Source organism: Cellvibrio sp. QJXJ, assembly GCF_024452345.1.
GTDB lineage: Bacteria > Pseudomonadota > Gammaproteobacteria > Pseudomonadales > Cellvibrionaceae > Cellvibrio.
This window is the reverse complement of record NZ_CP101662.1, coordinates 3878578-3896008: the sequence shown is the minus strand read 5'-3', so window position 1 is coordinate 3896008 and position 17431 is coordinate 3878578. Positions and strand designations below refer to the sequence as shown.

General features: G+C 51.0%; 17 protein-coding genes. 10 read left to right on the top strand and 7 right to left on the bottom strand.

Annotated elements, in window-relative coordinates; translation table 11 throughout:
* Window positions 1-30 precede the first annotated feature (30 nt).
* The gene (locus NNX04_RS16795) at window positions 31-429 is read left to right on the top strand and encodes a hypothetical protein (RefSeq protein ID WP_007638206.1); all 399 of its coding nucleotides are present in this window, start codon (window positions 31-33) and stop codon (window positions 427-429) included.
* 94 nt (window positions 430-523) lie between these two features.
* The gene (locus tag NNX04_RS16790) at window positions 524-1420 is read left to right on the top strand and encodes a hypothetical protein (protein WP_261946531.1); all 897 of its coding nucleotides are present in this window, start codon (window positions 524-526) and stop codon (window positions 1418-1420) included.
* Window positions 1421-1519: 99 nt separating this feature from the next.
* On the opposite strand, the gene mscL is transcribed toward NNX04_RS16790, so the two are convergent.
* The 7 genes from mscL to NNX04_RS16755 all read right to left on the bottom strand — a co-directional run bounded on the left by mscL (window position 1520) and on the right by NNX04_RS16755 (window position 8886).
* Window positions 1520-1927 (bottom strand): large-conductance mechanosensitive channel protein MscL, encoded by a 408-nt coding sequence (gene mscL, locus NNX04_RS16785; RefSeq protein WP_007638209.1) that lies wholly within the window; start codon window positions 1925-1927, stop codon window positions 1520-1522.
* A 110-nt stretch (window positions 1928-2037) separates the two neighbouring features.
* Entirely contained in the window at window positions 2038-2229 is a 192-nt protein-coding gene (locus NNX04_RS16780; protein WP_007638210.1) for a CPXCG motif-containing cysteine-rich protein, read from the bottom strand.
* Between the two features lie 15 nt (window positions 2230-2244).
* A complete protein-coding gene (gene ubiD / locus NNX04_RS16775) occupies window positions 2245-3726 on the bottom strand; it encodes a 4-hydroxy-3-polyprenylbenzoate decarboxylase (protein ID WP_040391213.1) in 1482 nt (493 codons plus the stop codon).
* Window positions 3727-3953: 227 nt separating this feature from the next.
* Window positions 3954-5213, bottom strand: a complete 1260-nt coding sequence (gene rho, locus NNX04_RS16770; protein WP_007638212.1) for a transcription termination factor Rho — start codon at window positions 5211-5213, stop codon at window positions 3954-3956.
* A gap of 404 nt (window positions 5214-5617) precedes the next feature.
* A complete protein-coding gene (trxA, locus tag NNX04_RS16765; protein ID WP_040390936.1) occupies window positions 5618-5947 on the bottom strand; it encodes a thioredoxin TrxA in 330 nt (109 codons plus the stop codon).
* 119 nt (window positions 5948-6066) lie between these two features.
* Window positions 6067-8505 (bottom strand): response regulator, encoded by a 2439-nt coding sequence (locus NNX04_RS16760; protein WP_261946530.1) that lies wholly within the window; start codon window positions 8503-8505, stop codon window positions 6067-6069.
* Window positions 8506-8589: 84 nt separating this feature from the next.
* Complete coding sequence (locus NNX04_RS16755; protein WP_007638217.1) at window positions 8590-8886, bottom strand: hypothetical protein; 297 nt, start codon at window positions 8884-8886, stop codon at window positions 8590-8592.
* 340 nt (window positions 8887-9226) lie between these two features.
* Between NNX04_RS16755 and NNX04_RS16750 the strand changes: the two genes are divergently transcribed.
* The 8 genes from NNX04_RS16750 to NNX04_RS16715 all read left to right on the top strand — a co-directional run bounded on the left by NNX04_RS16750 (window position 9227) and on the right by NNX04_RS16715 (window position 17405).
* Window positions 9227-10864, top strand: a complete 1638-nt coding sequence (locus NNX04_RS16750; protein ID WP_261946529.1) for a glucan biosynthesis protein — start codon at window positions 9227-9229, stop codon at window positions 10862-10864.
* Window positions 10839-12794: a glucans biosynthesis glucosyltransferase MdoH gene (gene mdoH, locus NNX04_RS16745; RefSeq protein ID WP_261946528.1), complete on the top strand. Its 1956-nt coding sequence runs from the start codon at window positions 10839-10841 to the stop codon at window positions 12792-12794. The genes NNX04_RS16750 and mdoH overlap by 26 nt, the downstream gene beginning before the upstream one ends.
* A gap of 95 nt (window positions 12795-12889) precedes the next feature.
* Window positions 12890-13480: a hypothetical protein gene (locus NNX04_RS16740; protein ID WP_261946527.1), complete on the top strand. Its 591-nt coding sequence runs from the start codon at window positions 12890-12892 to the stop codon at window positions 13478-13480.
* A gap of 77 nt (window positions 13481-13557) precedes the next feature.
* Window positions 13558-13971 (top strand): ApeI family dehydratase, encoded by a 414-nt coding sequence (locus tag NNX04_RS16735; RefSeq protein WP_261946526.1) that lies wholly within the window; start codon window positions 13558-13560, stop codon window positions 13969-13971.
* 6 nt (window positions 13972-13977) lie between these two features.
* Window positions 13978-14715 (top strand): glycosyltransferase family 2 protein, encoded by a 738-nt coding sequence (locus NNX04_RS16730; RefSeq protein ID WP_261946525.1) that lies wholly within the window; start codon window positions 13978-13980, stop codon window positions 14713-14715.
* A complete protein-coding gene (locus NNX04_RS16725; RefSeq protein ID WP_261946524.1) occupies window positions 14715-15710 on the top strand; it encodes an LpxL/LpxP family acyltransferase in 996 nt (331 codons plus the stop codon). The genes NNX04_RS16730 and NNX04_RS16725 overlap by 1 nt, the downstream gene beginning before the upstream one ends.
* Window positions 15703-16182, top strand: coding sequence for an ApeP family dehydratase (locus NNX04_RS16720; protein ID WP_261946523.1), 480 nt, complete (start codon window positions 15703-15705; stop codon window positions 16180-16182). The genes NNX04_RS16725 and NNX04_RS16720 overlap by 8 nt, the downstream gene beginning before the upstream one ends.
* A complete protein-coding gene (locus NNX04_RS16715) occupies window positions 16179-17405 on the top strand; it encodes a beta-ketoacyl-ACP synthase (protein ID WP_261946522.1) in 1227 nt (408 codons plus the stop codon). The genes NNX04_RS16720 and NNX04_RS16715 overlap by 4 nt, the downstream gene beginning before the upstream one ends.
* The last annotated feature ends 26 nt before the right edge of the window (window positions 17406-17431 follow it).

The window sequence follows — 17431 nt, the reverse complement described above, 5'->3', positions numbered from 1 at the left end:
ATTCCCACCCGAGACTGAGGAGAGCGGAGCATGCAATACACTAAGCCCATGGTCGATTTGGTGTACGAAATTCGGCGCCGGGTTGACGCGGCCATGAAGCCCAGCGTCAAAATGGCCAACCCGGATGTGCTGAAAGAGTTAGCCGACTATCACCAGCACAGCAAAGACACTATCACTAAAGCCTTGATTAAAGAGCTGCTGTTTATGGCGGGGCCGGAATGGGCCAGCCTGTTGGAACCAGTGGTTAGTGAGAACACCAAAGAAATACCGCGCCAGGTGGTGAAGGTATATCGCGGCCAAACCGTACTGGAAGATGCAACCCAGGAAACACCCGGCGGTGACAACATAGTGCGCAGTGAAATTCTGGCTCCCAGCGTGCCCGTGGCTGAAAAGCCTGTGCGCATGTACCGCGGCCAGCCCATACTCTGAAACTGGACGATTGGCCAAATGGCGCCCACACTAAAACGGGTATGTACATCACCAGGCCATGGCTCATTCACAGCATTTTCAGATACTGACCTTTATGCGAATCAATACTTCCCTAGGCTGTTGGCTCTCCGCTTGCTTGATTCTGTTGGCAAGTTTTTTTGTCAGTGCCCCGCTCTCGGCTCAACCCAAAGCCACTATTGCCGCACTGCCCGATATCCATCGCGATTACACCCAATTTTTAGCCGGGCGCGATGTACAGGAAATTAGCTTTTATGGCGGCAACTACGCACGCCGCGATGTAATTGAATTAGTGTTGATGCAGCAAGCACTCGCACTGGGAGGTTTTGAGCAGCCCATAGAGTTTGCCGATGAGGAAAATTATTTTCGCAGTATTCGCAATGTGATCGATGGTAAAACGCTCAGCATTGGCGGAACGATTTGGTATCAGGATTTAATTGGCCAACAGGATCAATTGCACATTTCCGCACCCATCGTAAAAGAGGGGCAATTTGTTGTGGGGCTTTATACCTCCCCCAACAATCAGCGCGCCCTTAACAGCAAAACCCTTGCGCAACTCACCCAACTCAAAGTCGCCACCAGCCGCCAGTGGAAACCCGATTTGGATACCCTGCAACAATTGGGTTTCGACAAAATTATGTACACGCCTAACTGGATCAACATCGCACGGATGATCAACGCCGGGCGTGTGGATTTTACGCTCTCGCCGGTGGCGAATAATCCCGGCAAAGAAATTCAGGTGGATAACATCAAGCTCGTGCCCATCGAGGGAATAAAAATTGCCATCAGCGGTAGCCGCCACTGGCCAGTCAGCAAAAAACACCCTTTGGCTGCGGAGTTTTACCGCGCCTTGAGTCTGGGCGTGGCGCAGCTGCGACGCACGGGCACCATCGAGCGAGCCTATCGCGAGTGTGGATTTTTTCATCCGGAATTGGAAAGCTGGGTGTTATTAAATCCCCCCACTGAAGAATAGTTGACAGTAGTTGCCAAAAAAATAGGGCGACCCTGTTTAACGGGATCGCCCTATTTTTTTATCGCACTGGCAGAGATTATTATCTGCCAGCCGTCACTTTTATTTTTGCTGCTGTTTTAATAAATCGCGAATTTCGGTCAGCAATAACTCTTCATTGCTGGGTGGTGGGGGAGCAGCAGGAGCCTCCTCTTCCTTTTTCTTTAAGCGATTGATCACTTTAATAACCATAAAAATAACAAACGCAATAATGGTGAAATCAATCAGCGTTTGCAGGAATTTACCGTAGGCCACCAAAACCGGAGTTTGCCCCTCCAGCAACGCGGGTAAAGTAAATGCCAGGTCAGAAAAATTAACCCCACCAATTAAGTAACCAATTGGCGGCATAACCACATCACCCACCAATGACGACACAATTTTGCCGAAGGCGGTGCCGATAATCACACCCACGGCTAAATCCACCACATTACCTTTGATAGCAAAGGCTTTGAATTCTTTTACGATGCTCATGTTAAAACCCCTTTTTTGAATGGAATGAGTCAGCTACCGACAGACACACCAAAAGTTTTATAACCCATAAACCGCTTAAAACCAAGGTTATCGATTACAGATACTAGCAGCTATTCATCCTCACGCTGGGCGTAAACACTTGCTATACCCTCTTCATCAACTGTCACCTGTAACACCATTGGCTGGCAGCAGACCTGGCAATCTTCCACATAGGTTTGCTGCTCCAGCGAGCAGTCCACCAGCACACTGATCGGCTCGCCGCAGTAGGGGCAATCGAGAAAACACTCTTCTTGCAAACTCATCGCACACTCCGGTTATTAATAGGCGGATGGCAAATCTATGCCCAATTCATTCCAGATCTCATCAACCCGCGCTTTTACCTGTTCATCCATCACAATAGGTGTGCCCCATTCACGCACAGTTTCACCGGGCCATTTGTTAGTGGCATCAAAACCAATTTTGGAACCCAAACCGGAAACCGGCGAGGCAAAATCGAGATAATCAATCGGCGTATTTTCAATCATCACTGTGTCGCGCGCCGGGTCCATGCGCGTGGTCATCGCCCAGATCACATCATTCCAATCGCGCGCATTAATATCATCGTCAGTGACAATCACAAATTTGGTGTACATAAATTGCCGCAGAAAACTCCACACCCCCATCATCACCCGCTTGGCGTGACCGGGATATTGTTTTTTCATAGTGACGACGGCCATGCGATAAGAACAGCCTTCGGGTGGCAAATAAAAATCCACAATTTCCGGAAATTGTTTTTGCAAAATCGGCACAAACACTTCGTTGAGTGCCACACCGAGAATAGCGGGTTCATCCGGCGGACGACCGGTATAGGTGCTGTGATAAATAGGATCGCGGCGATGGGTAATACGTTCGACGGTAAATACCGGAAAATTATCCACTTCGTTGTAATAACCGGTGTGATCGCCAAATGGCCCCTCGGGCGCCAAATCATTGGGTGCGATATAGCCTTCCAAAATAAATTCGGCCGATGCGGGTACTTGTAAATCGTTGCCGATACATTTCACCACTTCGGTTTTATCGCCGCGCAACAATCCGGCAAAACCGTATTCAGACAAAGTATCCGGCACTGGTGTTACCGCTCCAAGAATAGTTGCGGGATCAGCACCGAGAGCAACTGCAACGGGATAATTTTTGCCGGGGTTTTGAATTTGAAATTCGCGAAAATCCAACGCACCGCCGCGATGGGAAAGCCAGCGCATAATCAGCCGGTTTTTACCGATTTTTTGCATGCGGTAAATACCCAGGTTCTGCCGCTCTTTGTGCGGCCCACGGGTAACAACAAGCGGCCAAGTCACCAAGGGCCCGGCATCACCCGGCCAACAAGTTTGAATTGGCAACAGATCCAAATTGACGGCATCGCCTTCCAGCACCACATCCTGACACTGGGCTTTGCCCAATACTTTGGGAGCCAGATTTAATACCTGTTTAAATAAAGGCAATTTATCCCAGGCATCTTTAAAACCTTTAGGTGGTTCCGGCTCTTTTAAAAAGGCGAGCAACTTGCCCACCTCGCGCAGCGCACTTACCGACTCCTGCCCCATGCCCAAAGCCACTCGCTCGGGGGTGCCAAATAAGTTGGCCAGCACCGGAATGGTATAACCTTTGGGATTTTCAAACAGCAACGCTGGGCCACCGGCGCGCAGCGTGCGGTCGCAAATTTCAGTCATTTCAAGGTTGGGGTCGATTTCTTGCTTGATGCGTTTTAATAAACCGCGCGCCTCCAGCAAATCGATAAAATCCCTTAGGTCTTTGTATTTCATATTCTTGACAACCCGAGTCGTAAAGCCAAAGTTAAAAAAATCGAAATTATAAAAACTGTTAAAAAATAAAAGTAAAAAAGAACACTGTAAAAAAAGAAAAACCCGTATCGAGTGCAGTAAATACGGGTTTGAATTTCCCGCATTACGCTGCGCTCCATACGGGCTACAAGCTACAACTTTAAATCAACACACAACCTCCCCCTATTCAAGGGGGAGGCTGGGAGGGATTACTTGCGTTTCATCGACATAAAGAATTCGTCGTTGGTTTTGAAATCTTTCAACTTATCGAGTAAAAATTCTGTTGCGGCAACGTCTTCCATATCGTTCAACAAACGACGCAGAATCCAGGCGCGCTGCAACTCATCTTCTTTCATCAATAAGTCTTCGCGGCGAGTACCGGAGCGACGCACGTTGATTGCGGGATAAATACGTTTTTCCGCAATTTTGCGATCAAGATGCAATTCCAGGTTGCCGGTACCTTTAAATTCTTCGTAAATTACTTCGTCCATCTTGGAGCCAGTATCAACCAGTGCAGTGGCGATAATACTCAAGCTGCCGCCCTCTTCGATATTACGCGCAGCTCCAAAGAAACGCTTTGGACGTTCGAGTGCGTGCGCATCCACACCACCGGTCAATACTTTACCGGATGAAGGAATCACAGTGTTGTAAGCGCGCGCCAAACGGGTGATAGAGTCGAGCAGAATCACTACGTCTTTTTTGTGTTCAACCAAACGCTTGGCTTTCTCGATCACCATGTCGGCCACTTGTACGTGACGTGCAGGTGGCTCATCAAAAGTAGAAGCAACCACTTCGCCGCGCACTGAGCGCTGCATTTCAGTTACTTCTTCCGGGCGTTCGTCGATCAGCAATACAATCAAATGACACTCGGGATTATTGCGCGTAATCGCCTGCGCAATATTTTGCATCATGATGGTTTTACCGGCTTTCGGTGGCGCCACGATCAAACCGCGCTGACCTTTACCAATGGGAGCAATCAAATCGATGATACGACCGGTGAGGTCTTCGGTAGAACCATTGCCCGCTTCAAGCGGCAGACGAATATTGGGGAACAGCGGCGTGAGGTTTTCAAACAGAATTTTATTGCGGGAGTTTTCTGGTTTGTCGAAGTTAATATCGTTAACTTTCAACAGGGCAAAATAGCGTTCACCTTCTTTGGGGGGGCGAATTTTGCCAGAGATGGTATCGCCAGTGCGCAGGTTAAAGCGGCGAATCTGACTGGGTGAAACATAAATATCGTCGGGACCTGCAAGATACGAACTGTCGGCTGAGCGTAAAAATCCGAATCCATCCACCAAAATTTCCAAAACCCCGTCCCCGTAAATATCCTCTCCGCCTTTGGCGTGGCGCTTGAGGATATTAAAAATAATGTCCTGTTTGCGCGAGCGGGCGATATTTTCCAATCCCATTTCATGGGCGATATCAATTAATTCTTCAATCGGTTTCTTTTTAAGGTCGGTTAGATTCATAGGAAAGACTTTATAGATGGATGTAGGTTTATTGCAGATGATCGCGAGAGCGATATTGTTTTTAGAAAATTAAACGTTTGTAGAAAACTAAACACATTTATGCTGCGCGGTTTGCAAGGGAATCTGACGAGAATTCTGCGGATAGTTAGTTAACCAGCTTTGATTCCATGATGGACATAGGTAAGTCCATTCATTTGTTGTTAGCAGAAAACTGGTCGATTGGTTTATTCGCGTGTCAGATACCGGGGCAAGAACAACAGCAGGGAATTTAGAGTTTGTTCGTCTGTGTTTTTAGAATCGGGAAGGAGATTCGGAGAGGAACAAACATTGGATGTTCGGAGTATAGCGATAAAAATCTGTAAGTGCAAAAACAAATTGGGCCATCTTGCGATGGCCCGGAGCAATTAGATGGATGAATTAATAAAATCAACCAATTGTGGTTTGCTCAGTGCACCAACTTTGGTCGCGTGAGCCGCGCCGTTCTTGAAAATAATCAGCGTAGGAATACCGCGAATACCAAATTTAGCCGGGGTATCTTTGTTGGCATCTACGTCCATTTTGGCGATTTTGATTTTGCCTTCGAATTGCTCAGCCAAATCATCAAGAATAGGAGCGATCATTTTACAAGGGCCGCACCAAGCTGCCCAAAAGTCTACCAGCACAGGCAAATCTGCTGTTAATACATCCTGCTCGAAGCTGGCATCACTAACATGAACGATTGCATCACTACTCATAAATAACTCCAAACCTATAGGTTAGCTGGTGGTGGGCGTACCCAATTAGTGATCGCCATCATAAGGATTGACCCGAACACAGGCAAGGAGAAAAAACCAATCACCACTATAGGGGCGCCCTATGTGGGCGGCGATAAAAGTCCTGCAGCGTCAAATGCAGCATAGAGTGTATCCAGCGTGATGGGCTTGGATAAGTAGTAGTTCATGCCACAGGCGAATACTGCTTCGCGATGTTCCTGCAGGGCATGGGCAGTGAGGGCGATAATGGGAATGGGCGTTAATCCCTCGCGCCGCTCATAATCGCGAATGCTGCGAGTCGCTTCAAAGCCGTCCATTTCCGGCATTTCACAATCCATCAAAACCAGGTTAAACCGATTTTTTTGCTGCTGTGCAGCATCGCAAGCTTCAACACCATTTTCCGCGAATACAGGAACTATGCTGAGCTTGCCCAGCAGCCCTTTAATCACCATGCGATTCACCGGATTATCCTCGGCAACCAATACCCGCAAATGGGAGAACTTGGCCAGATCCTGCTGTTTATTGCGCTCACTGGGTAATTCCGGGGCGGCTTCGTGACCTGACAGGGCGATCAGCTCGCGCTGTAAAAGCTTCATTGAAATGGGCTTGCGCACCACGGAGTGAACAGCCAGGCGACGCAATTGCAGTTGGTCGTGATACACATCGCCGGGGCTAAACATAAATAGCGGCAGTTCGCTAAATTCCGGTACATCTCGCAGTAATTGGGCAAATTCCAGGCCGCTGGCATCCGGCAGGGAATAATCGACACCCACAAAATCAAATGGCTCACCGGAGTGCATGGCATGTTTAAGTTGTGCCAATGCTGTTTTTGCCGAGCGTGCAGCCTCTACATTTACCCCCCAATCTTTGCAGCAGCGGGCGATAAACTCAGCGAGCATCACGCCGCCTTCGACTAACAAAAGTTTTTTATTACGCAGCAAATGCTCGCTTTTTTCAGGGGGTGCGCTCGTCAAATCGCAGACCGATTCCTGCGCCAACCTGACCGTGAACCAAAAGGTTGAGCCCCGGCCTTTTTCGCTCTCGACACCAATTTTGCCACCCATCAACTCCGCGAGGCTTTTACAAATCGCCAAACCTAACCCGGTGCCACCGTATTTGCGCGTAGTGGATGCATCGGCTTGATTGAAAGAGTCGAACAAATTGCCGGCGCTGGACATATCTATACCTATGCCACTGTCTTGCACCGCGAAGTGCAGCTCTACCCGATCATTATCCAACTGCTGCAAAACACTGACCTGCAGTGAAATAAAACCTTCACTGGTGAACTTAAAGGCGTTACCCAGCAGATTGATAATAATTTGACGCAAGCGTGTTGGGTCGCCGCGCAACCAACGCGGCACACCGGGCAATAGGCCACCAAAGAGTTCTATTTGCCGTTTATTGGCCGTAGCCCCAAATAATTGAACGCAGTTTTCGACCAATTCATCGAGTTCAAAGGTGGTCTCCTCCAACTCCATTTTGCCGGCTTCAATTTTGGAGTAATCAAGAATGTCATTAATGATGGTGAGCAAGGTTTCACCCGAGCGGTGAATAACATCGATGTAATGTTTTTGATTGTCATCCAGCGGCGTATCGCGCAGCATTTCCAGCATGCCAATTACACCGTTCATAGGCGTGCGAATTTCATGGCTCATAGTAGCGAGGAACTGGCTCTTGGCGCGACTGGCATCTTCCGCTGCATTTTTTTGGCGACGGGTTTCTAGCTTTTCTTCTTTCTCGGTTAACAGCGCGATTTCAATTGCATGGCGCTGCTCGATATCGTCAAGTAATGTCTCGCGCATGTGGTTGATCGCACTGACCACATTATCCAGTTCATCGGGCGCAGAATTTACTTTCAGGCGTTTTAGTTTTAGCGGTTTGGTGAGTGTTTCCAAATTGAGGTTGCGCGCATAGTTGGCAACCGCCTTCATATGGCGAGTGAGCAGGGTGTGCACTAACCAGACGATAAACAGCGCAATAACCAGGGTTTTGGTGCCCTGTACCAAAGCGATAAATACAGCGCGCTGCCACAACTTGTCATAAATACTATTGAGGCTGGCCGTAACCGTGAGCACTCCCAGCTGCTGCTGTGGGGTACTGGCATCTTCGTAGATAAGCGGATAACTGCGCACCAGAAACTGACTGCGTTTGGTTTCAAGGTCTTTGGGATCGTAAATATTATTGCTGGCAACCAGCGTCTGTTCAGCGTTGTTCCAATCGTGCCAAATAACCCGAACCTGCACTACATCATCCACCGCGAGCACACTGTGGATTTGGATATTCAGCTGCTCCTGGTCAAACCCCCACAAACTTTTGGTAATACTCGCGAGAGTGCTAATCCGCACCTGATCGATACGTTTTTCCAGCGCGGCGATATCGTCATTAAAATTGCTGTGCAGCTGCAGCAAAACGGCAACCAACGTGATAATAGAACTGCTGATAATAATGAGCCCTAACAGCCGTGCTGCTATGGGATTTTCGCGCATGTAGCGTCTTATGCTTGGCATTTCACTCATCGCACCAACACAAAAAAGAGTCATGCTTTGGAGTGTAGCACCTCAACGTAAACAACCGGCTATCTCTGGCTGCGAGATAAACCGGTTTATACAAAAAATACTGGCTTGTCAGTTGGCATAACCCGACTGCAAATGAATCAACACCCGCTCTGCCGCTTCGGCAAATACCGTGCGGGAATCCTCATCCCCCAGCTGCGCACCCAAGGCCTGTACGTAGTAGCGCAATCCCGATGGCCCGGTTCGCCCCCCAGCCAGCCAATGCGAGTAGACATCGGCCAGCTGACTTTTGGCCTTAACACTACCGGCACTTTCCATATAGAGCGCATCCAACTGCTCAATAACCCGCCGCACAACAGGCAAGAGCTTGGGTTGGGGTGCAACTGTTTGTTCCGCTAAATTTGGCATCACTTACCTCCTTTCTACTGCTCTATGATTGAGTTAAGTTGATGGCAAACCAAGCGCAAAGACTATTTAGCAATAATACGATTTTTTGAAACAGCCATAGGCCACGAGCGAAGCACCACGCCGATTTATCCCGAGCGCAAAAAAAGCCTTGAGCTGTGCGTGAAAGCCGCTATTTTTAGTAACAGATGGTTTACAATGCGCCGCGCTTAATAACCTCTCGTGTCATTGATCAATGGCGATGCATTATTCCCCTTTTTTTCAATACCCGCCCCCGGCATCAAGACAGGGCAGACAAACTTTTCTACGATTAACTTTAAAAATCCAATGCGGAGTAAACTGGATGAGCATCTTGTGTAACGACAAAAAAACCGAGACTGGGCCCAGCGCACGTGCGCGCCTGTTCGGGTTGGTGGTCAGCTGTACACTGGGTTTGGGGAGCGGGTTGGCTGCGGCACAAACTGCCCCGGTGCAGGCACCGGCGATAGCACCTGCTGCCGCAAGCGATATAGCCGCCCCTGCGTTATTCGATGCCATTGCAACGCGCGCACAAAAGTTGGCCAAACGTGACTACGCACCCATCGAGGCCAATATTCCCGATGCGCTGGCCAACATGGATTACGATCAGTACCGCGCGATCCGCTTCCGTCCTGAAGCCGCCATCTGGCACAAGGAGTCGCTGTTTGAGTTGCAGCTGTTTCACCCCGGCTTCCTCTATCGCGAACCTATAATCCTGCATATGGCCAATGACACGCCGGATTCATTTGTGCAGTTCAAACAAGAATTTTTCAGTTACGACGGCCCCGCCGCACCACTTGCCGGCGTGGCGCCAAACAATATCGGCTTTGCCGGATTCCGCATTCACTACCCACTCAATAGCAATGATTACAAAGATGAGTTTGTGGTGTTCCAGGGTGCCTCCTACTTTCGCATGGTAGGCCCGGGCCTCGCCTATGGTTTATCAGCGCGCGGGCTGGCGATAGATACCGCCGAACCCAAAGGTGAAGAATTTCCGGTGTTCCGCGAGTTCTGGTTAATAAAACCCGCGCCCACGGACACCCGCGTGGTGATCTACGCCCTGCTCGACAGCCCATCCATCACTGGCGCCTATCGCTTTGAAATCATGCCGGGTGCGCCCACAGAAATGGCCGTTGAAGCGCGCCTGTTTGCGCGCAAAGACATCCAAAAATTAGGCGTTGCCCCACTCACCAGCATGTATATGTGGGGTGAAAACCACACGCGCTTTGTGGATGACTTCCGCCCCGAAGTTCACGATTCCGACGGTCTGTTGATGGCAGCATCGAACGGTGAGTGGATCTGGCGCCCAATCAGCAACCATCGCCAATTGCGGGTTTCCTCCATGCTGGATGAGAACCCACGCGGGTTTGGCCTGTTGCAGCGCGACCGCGATTTTGATCACTACATGGATATGGAAGCGCGCTACGAGAAGCGTCCCAGCATGTGGATTATGCCCGAAGGGGACTGGGGTAAAGGTCGCGCCGAGTTGGTGGAGATCCCCAGCGACAGTGAAACTAACGATAACGTAGTTGCCTACTGGGTGCCTGCCAAAAAAATGAAAGCCGGTAGCAGCGCCACCTATAAATATCGCCTGCGCAGCTTTGACGATCATCTTCCGGAAAATGTTGGCGCCAAAGTAATCCGCACCCGTATCGGCTGGGGCGCCAACCCGGGTCAGGCCAATCCACCGCCCGTGAGCAAACGCAAATTTGTAATTGACTTCCGCGGCGGCGAATTGGAAAACCTCTCTACCGATTCACCGCTGGTGGCTGAGCTGCAGAAATCGTCCGGCACCATTAGCGAACTGAGTGTGCGCCAATTGCCCGATGGCCGTACCTGGCGCGCCTCATTCAAGCTGGAACCAGAGGGTAACAACGTCGCCGACATGCGCCTCTACCTGAAGTTGCGCGACCAGCGCCTGAGTGAAGTATGGAGTTATGTCTGGTATCCGGATGCCATTTAATATGACCGAAAACCTGCGCTCACCCGCCGACCTGACACAAGTGCCTGCGGATGCCATTCGCATCCCGGGCAAATCGCTGCGCCGCTATATCTATGTGATCCTGAGCCTGCTGACTGCTGTCAGCGGGGTTTACATCATGTTTGATATCCTCAGCGCCAACGAACTCAACACCCTGGAAACTATTATTCTGGTGCTGTTTGGGATCAGCTTTACCTGGCTCAGCCTGGCCTTCTGGAGCGGTGCGTTTGGATTTGTGCTGCAGATGCTGCGCATCGACCCGCTCAGCCTTAAATCCACCAGAAACCTCGCTGCCGATGACGCGCCCATCATCACCCGTACCGCCGTCGTCATGCCGGTTTACAACGAAGATACCCATCGCGTGATTGCCGGTTTTGAGGCGACGCTGCGCTCGCTGGAAAAAACGGGTGAGATAGCCAAGTTCGATTTTTTCCTGCTCAGCGACACCACCAACCTGAACATCGCCCAAGCCGAACGCGATGCCTGGCAACTGCTGCAGGAGCGTCTGGGCGATTTAGGCCAGCAGGTGTTTTATCGCCGCCGCGAAAAAAATATTGGCCGCAAAGTGGGCAACCTCGCCGAGTTCTGCCAGCGCTGGGGCGCCAACTACGAGCAGATGATTGTGCTCGATGCCGACAGTATTATGGCCGGTGACTGCCTGCTGAAAATGGTGCGCGCCATGCAGGCCAACCCGCGCTGCGGCTTGATTCAAACCATTCCTATCCCTGTGCGCCAAACCACCTTTTTTGGTCGTTTCGTGCAGTTTGCCGCCGTGCTCTACAGCCCCATGCTCGCCACCGGCCTCGCCTTCTGGCAGACCGATGCCGCCAACTATTGGGGCCACAACGCCATCATCCGCATGTGCGCCTTTATCGATCACTGCGGTCTCCCGACGCTGGCAGGTAAAGCCCCCTTTGGTGGCGATATTCTCAGTCACGATTTTGTCGAGGCTGCCATGCTGCGCCGCGCAGGCTGGGATGTGTTCCTGTTGGCGGATCTGGAGGGCAGCTACGAGGAAGTGCCGTGCAATATTATCGACTACGCCAAACGCGACCGCCGCTGGGTACAGGGCAACATCCAGCATCTGGGCATTATCGACACCAAAGACCTGCACCCCATTAGCCGCCTGCACTTTTTATTGGGCGCCGTGGCCTACATCACATCACTGATTTGGATGTTGATGCTGGTGCTAAGTACCGCCGACGCCGTAGTACGCGCCATTAACGCCAATGTCTACTTTACCGATATTCACCAGCTTTACCCCAACTGGCCAATCGCCAAAACCGAGCTAATTATTGCGCTGATTTTGCTCACTACCCTGCTGTTGATGGGACCAAAGTTGCTCGGGGTCATAGTTACCCTCACCCACCGCCGCAAACAATTTGGCGGGGCGCGGGCGATCATTAAAGGCACCATTATCGAGACAATTTTTGCGGTATTAATCGCCCCGATCATGATGATCTATCACGCCTATTTTGTGATTTCAGTGCTGCTCGGTTTTAAAGTGAACTGGGATTCACAGGAGCGCGAAGGCCGCCTGCTCCCCTGGGGGGAATGTATCGCACGCACCTCCAAAATGACCTTCGCCGCCTTGCTCTGGGGTTGCGTGACTTACATCTATGCGCCTATTTTTTTCTGGTGGCTGTTACCAGTGCTCACGGGGCTGGTCCTCTCGGCGCCGCTGGTGCGCTATTCCAGCAGCCTGGATTGGGGGCGCGGCGCGCGCGCGCATAAAATTTTCGTAACCCCGAACGAAACCAGCGAAGACCCGGTGTTAACCCACATGAACCAGCTGCTTGCGCAGGAACAACCAGCGCTGCCAAGCCCGGCACCAATTCCACCCGTTCCGGCCGATAACTGGACGCCCATGCCCCACCGGGAGATGGACGACTACCGCCCGATTACGCGTTAATCACAATCGCTCACCAACCCTGCTACGGCAGGGTTTTTTATTCTTGCGCCCACCCTATACTGCTGATCGGATTGCCAGAGGAAAAAATTGCCACCATGAAACCCCTGCTCAGCTTAATACTGGTGCTTGTCTCCATCGCCTACCCGCTGCTGGTTTATCTGGGCATACAACACATCAGCCCCGCGTTATTTGCACTGGTACTGGCGGTGCTGGCACTGGCCAAATTCGGCGCCGCACGCCGTCAGGGGCAGGCGCAAACCCATGTTGAGCTAGGCTTGCTGTTGGTGGCACTCGCCTACAGCCTGGCGCTATTAATTGCCAACAGCGAACTGCTGCTAAAACTCTACCCGGTATTAATCAGCCTCTGTATGGCACTGTTTTTTGCGCTCAGTTTGCGCGCCCCGGAAAGCCTGATTGAGCGCCTCGCACGCCTTGCCGGTGAAACTATCACCCCCCGCGCCAAAGCCTATACCCGGGTGTTAACCGCGATATGGGCAGTGCTATTGGTGGGCAATGCCCTGGTTGCACTTTACCTCGCCTTTTTTGCCAGCCTGAAAAGCTGGGCGCTCTACAGCGGCCTGCTCTCCTATGTTTTTTTCGCGGTATTTTTTGCGCTGGAATACAGCTATCGCCGCTACTACATCCACAAATACCGCGATCAGGCGGCGGGCAACACCGAGTTATAACAATTGGGTTAGCTCCGGTGCTGGAGTATCATGGCGCCCATAATTACACCGCAAGACAACTCAATCGATAATAACCCATGAGCAATCCAAGCCCCCTTGCCCAGCTGCGCACCGCCTTTGCAACAGCGCACTGGCCGCAGTTTGACGGCATCAATCGCACGGAAAACCAGTGTGTTATAGATATAACGATTAACCACGCAATGCTCTGGCTGGAAGGTCACTTTCCCCAGCAACCAGTAGTCGCAGGAGTCGTACAAACCCACTGGGCTGGCGAATTGGCCCAATACCTATTTCCACTGGGCGATAATTTTATCCGCATCGACAATTTGAAATTCCAGCAGGTAATACTGCCCGGGCAGAGTTTGCAATTAAGTCTCGACTACAGTGTTGCAGCAGACAGCAGCGCGGTGAAATTTCGCTATCATCAGGGCGACAGCATTTTTTCCGAAGGCAAACTGGTGTTTCGCACCCAGGCCTCCCCAGCGCAGTAAACCACTATGAGTTATTGTTTATTAATTCCGCACTACAACCACGAGCGCCAATTTATCGCGTTTTTGCCGCAGTTGGTTGCCAGTGGTTTGCCGCTGGTGATTGTCGATGACGGCAGCAGCGCTGAAAGCTGCGCGCAGGTAGCCGCCGCCAGCGCAACATATTCCAACGTGCATTTTTATGCGCTGCGCCGCAACCGCGGCAAAGGTGGGGCGGTAAAAGCGGGTTTGGTATTTGCGCGCAGTTTGGGTTTCACTCACGCCCTGCAAATTGATGCCGACGGCCAACACAATGTCGCCGACATTGAAAAATTTGTGCAGCTTTCGCAGCAGCAGCCCGAGGCGATTATTTGCGGTAAACCGGTGTTTGATGCATCCGCCCCCAAGGCGCGAGTGTACGGGCGCAAGGTCACAGATTTTTGGGTGGCAGTGGAAACCCTGTCGCTCAAAATTAAAGATGGCCTGTGCGGTTTTCGCGTTTACCCGCTAACGCAAATTGAACAGGTGCTCGACCATTATTTTGTTGGCAACCGCATGGATTTTGATACTGAACTGCTGGTGAAAGCGGTGTGGCTAAACACGGAATTAATCTTTATTAATACCCAGGTGATCTACCCGGAGCAGAGTGTGTCGCACTTTAATTACCTGCGCGATAACTTGCTGTTAATTAAATTGCACAGCCGGTTAATGCTCGGCATGTTAGTGCGCCTGCCATTGCTGTTATGGCAGCGACTGCGGGGCAATTAATGACAAACACGACTGCCGAAAAACAGGCGCACTGGTCCACACTGCAAGAGTCAGGCACCATTCGCGGCATTTTATTGTTGCTCTGGTTGCAGCGAGTATTTGGCCGCCGGTTTTTTAATATTCTGCTCTACCCCATCATGGCTTATTTTTTTCTGCTCAATCGCCGTGCGCGCGCAGCATCACTCGAATTTTTACGCACCCACGCACAGAAATATCCCGCCTACTGGCAAGGTAAAATTCCGGGTTATAGCGATGTATTTCGCCATATGTACGCATTTGGCCAATGTATTCTGGATAAACTCCTGGCTTGGAGCACACCGATTAATGAACAGGATTTTGAAATCGTCAACGAGCCATTACTCGCACAATTTATGGCCAAAACCAAGGGCCAATTAATTATCGGCTCCCACTTGGGCAATCTGGAATACTGTCGCGGCTTTGTGCAGCGCTATAAAGCGCGCACGATTAATGCCTTGGTTTACGACCAGCACTCGGCCAATTTTGTGATGGCGATGCAAAAAATTAATCCGCAATCGCGCATTCATATTTATCAAGTGAATGAATTGGATATTCCACTTATCCTGCAACTCAAAGCCAAAATTGATAATGGCGAATGGTTATTTATCGCCGGCGACCGCATTCCCTTAAGCGGCGAAGCGCGCACGGTGACGGTGGATTTTTTAGGTCGCCCGGCGCAATTGCCCATTGGCCCCTACATGCTCGCCAAAGTATTGCAATGTGAAGTGCAATTAATGTTTTCCTACCGCCAGGCGCACAAGATTTATTTTGAATTGGTGCCTTTTGCCGAACAGGTAACCCTGCCGCGCAAAGACGGCGGCGCACAATTACACGCCTACGCGCAACAATACGCCAGCGCCCTGGAGCAGCAGGCGGCGCGTGCACCGCTGCAGTGGTTTAATTTTTATCCCTACTGGGCCAGCAGCCAATCGGCAACAGAGTCGGTAGCAAAAGCAGAGGCAGCCGCGCATGATTGATGGTCGCATTTACGAGTTAATTCCCCATCGCGAACCCATGCTGTTAATTAATCGCGTGATTGAATTGGGGCAGAATTTTTCCTGCGCGGAAATTACCATCAGCGAACGTTCGTCATTTTTTATTGCAGGCAAAGGTGTACCCAGCTGGATTGGTGTGGAATACATGGGGCAGACCGCCGCATTGATTGCCGGTTATCAATCGCAGCAGGGCACAGTGGCGCCGCATTTAGGTTTGTTATTGGGCACGCGCAAATACGAAGCGTTTGTACCTTATTTTCGCGCCGGTGATCTATTGCAAGTACGCTGCAGCGAAGTCGCGGTGGTGGGCGATAGCCTCGCCAATTTCCAGTGCGAGATTATCAACCTGCGCGATCACAGCCGCTGCGCGTCCGCCAAATTATCGGTATTTCGCAAGCCGCTCACCGACCAGGAACAGCAGGAAATTCCATCAACAACAGGAGCAAGTGCGTGACAAAACGTGTCGCAATTACCGGCGCCGGTGCTATTTCCGCACTGGGTCACGAGTGGAAAACTATCCGCGCCAATATTTTGCAATTAAAAAATCGCGTGCGTTACATGCACGAGTGGGATCAATACCCGGAATTGCAAACCCGCCTTGCATCGCCCGTGGATGATTTTATTTTGCCCGCCCATTACACCCAGAAAAAAAAGCGCGGCATGGGCCGAGTGGCGCAAATGGCGGTGGCCGCAACCGAACAGGCATTAATTCACGCAGGCTTATTTAAAGATCCGCTTATCAGCAGTGACGCGACCGGCGTAGCTTACGGCTCTGCCACTGGCAGTAGCGACGCAGCGATGGAATTTTTTGGCCTGCTTGAACACAAATCCATGGCCAAATTAAATGGCACCACGTATTTGCGCATGATGAGCCACTCGGCGGCAGTCAACATCAGCGTGCTGTTTGGCACCTGCGGGCGCATGTACACCACCAGCAGCGCCTGTACCGCAGGCAGCCAAGGCATTGGTTTTGCCTATGAAGCGATTCGCAGCGGCCAGCAGACCATTATGATCGCCGGCGGCGCCGAAGAACTCTGCCCCACCCAAGCCGCGGTGTTTGATACGGTTTATTCCGCGAGTTTAAAAAATGCCACGCCGGAATTATCGCCGCGCGCGTTTGACCCGCAGCGCGATGGCTTGGTGTTAGGTGAAGGCGCCTGCACCTTAATTTTGGAAGACTGGGACCACGCCGTTGCGCGCGGTGCAAATATCCTGGCGGAAATTGTCGGTTTTGCCACCAATTGCGACGGCAATCATTTAGTGCGCCCCAATCAGGCAACCATGGCAAAAGTCTTGCAAAAAAGTTTGCAGGACGCACAGTTAAATGCCGAACAAATCCACTACATTTCCGGCCACGGCACTGCCACAGTACACGGCGATATCGCCGAATCACTCGCCACCCAACAAGTCATGGGCAGCCATATTCCCTTTAGCAGTTTAAAAAGTTATATCGGCCACAGCCTCGGCGCCTGCGGCTCATTAGAGGCCTGGCTCGGCATAGAAATGATGAATGAAAACTGGTTCTCGCCCAATTTAAATTTGGATGATGTGGATGAAAACTGCGGCCAGCTGGATTACATCAGAAATGAAGTGCGCGAATTACAAGCGCAGTATTTTATGAGTAATAACTTCGCCTTCGGTGGCGTTAATACCTCGCTGATTTTTAAGCGGGTATAAAAAATCCCCCTTGAAAAAAGGGGGAT

Bases quoted from the DNA above. Each gene is read 5' to 3' on its own strand.
- NNX04_RS16760 (WP_261946530.1), bottom strand. From the start codon at position 8,505: ATGACTCTTTTTTGTGTTGGTGCGATGAGTGAAATGCCAAGCATAAGA.
- NNX04_RS16795 (WP_007638206.1), top strand. From the start codon at position 31: ATGCAATACACTAAGCCCATGGTCGATTTGGTGTACGAAATTCGGCGC.
- NNX04_RS16755 (WP_007638217.1), bottom strand. From the start codon at position 8,886: ATGCCAAATTTAGCGGAACAAACAGTTGCACCCCAACCCAAGCTCTTG.
- NNX04_RS16750 (WP_261946529.1), top strand. From the start codon at position 9,227: ATGAGCATCTTGTGTAACGACAAAAAAACCGAGACTGGGCCCAGCGCA.
- mscL (WP_007638209.1), bottom strand. From the start codon at position 1,927: ATGAGCATCGTAAAAGAATTCAAAGCCTTTGCTATCAAAGGTAATGTG.
- ubiD (WP_040391213.1), bottom strand. From the start codon at position 3,726: ATGAAATACAAAGACCTAAGGGATTTTATCGATTTGCTGGAGGCGCGC.
- NNX04_RS16725 (WP_261946524.1), top strand. From the start codon at position 14,715: ATGACAAACACGACTGCCGAAAAACAGGCGCACTGGTCCACACTGCAA.
- NNX04_RS16720 (WP_261946523.1), top strand. From the start codon at position 15,703: ATGATTGATGGTCGCATTTACGAGTTAATTCCCCATCGCGAACCCATG.
- NNX04_RS16790 (WP_261946531.1), top strand. From the start codon at position 524: ATGCGAATCAATACTTCCCTAGGCTGTTGGCTCTCCGCTTGCTTGATT.
- rho (WP_007638212.1), bottom strand. From the start codon at position 5,213: ATGAATCTAACCGACCTTAAAAAGAAACCGATTGAAGAATTAATTGAT.
- NNX04_RS16740 (WP_261946527.1), top strand. From the start codon at position 12,890: ATGAAACCCCTGCTCAGCTTAATACTGGTGCTTGTCTCCATCGCCTAC.
- NNX04_RS16730 (WP_261946525.1), top strand. From the start codon at position 13,978: ATGAGTTATTGTTTATTAATTCCGCACTACAACCACGAGCGCCAATTT.
- mdoH (WP_261946528.1), top strand. From the start codon at position 10,839: ATGTCTGGTATCCGGATGCCATTTAATATGACCGAAAACCTGCGCTCA.
- NNX04_RS16735 (WP_261946526.1), top strand. From the start codon at position 13,558: ATGAGCAATCCAAGCCCCCTTGCCCAGCTGCGCACCGCCTTTGCAACA.
- trxA (WP_040390936.1), bottom strand. From the start codon at position 5,947: ATGAGTAGTGATGCAATCGTTCATGTTAGTGATGCCAGCTTCGAGCAG.
- NNX04_RS16780 (WP_007638210.1), bottom strand. From the start codon at position 2,229: ATGAGTTTGCAAGAAGAGTGTTTTCTCGATTGCCCCTACTGCGGCGAG.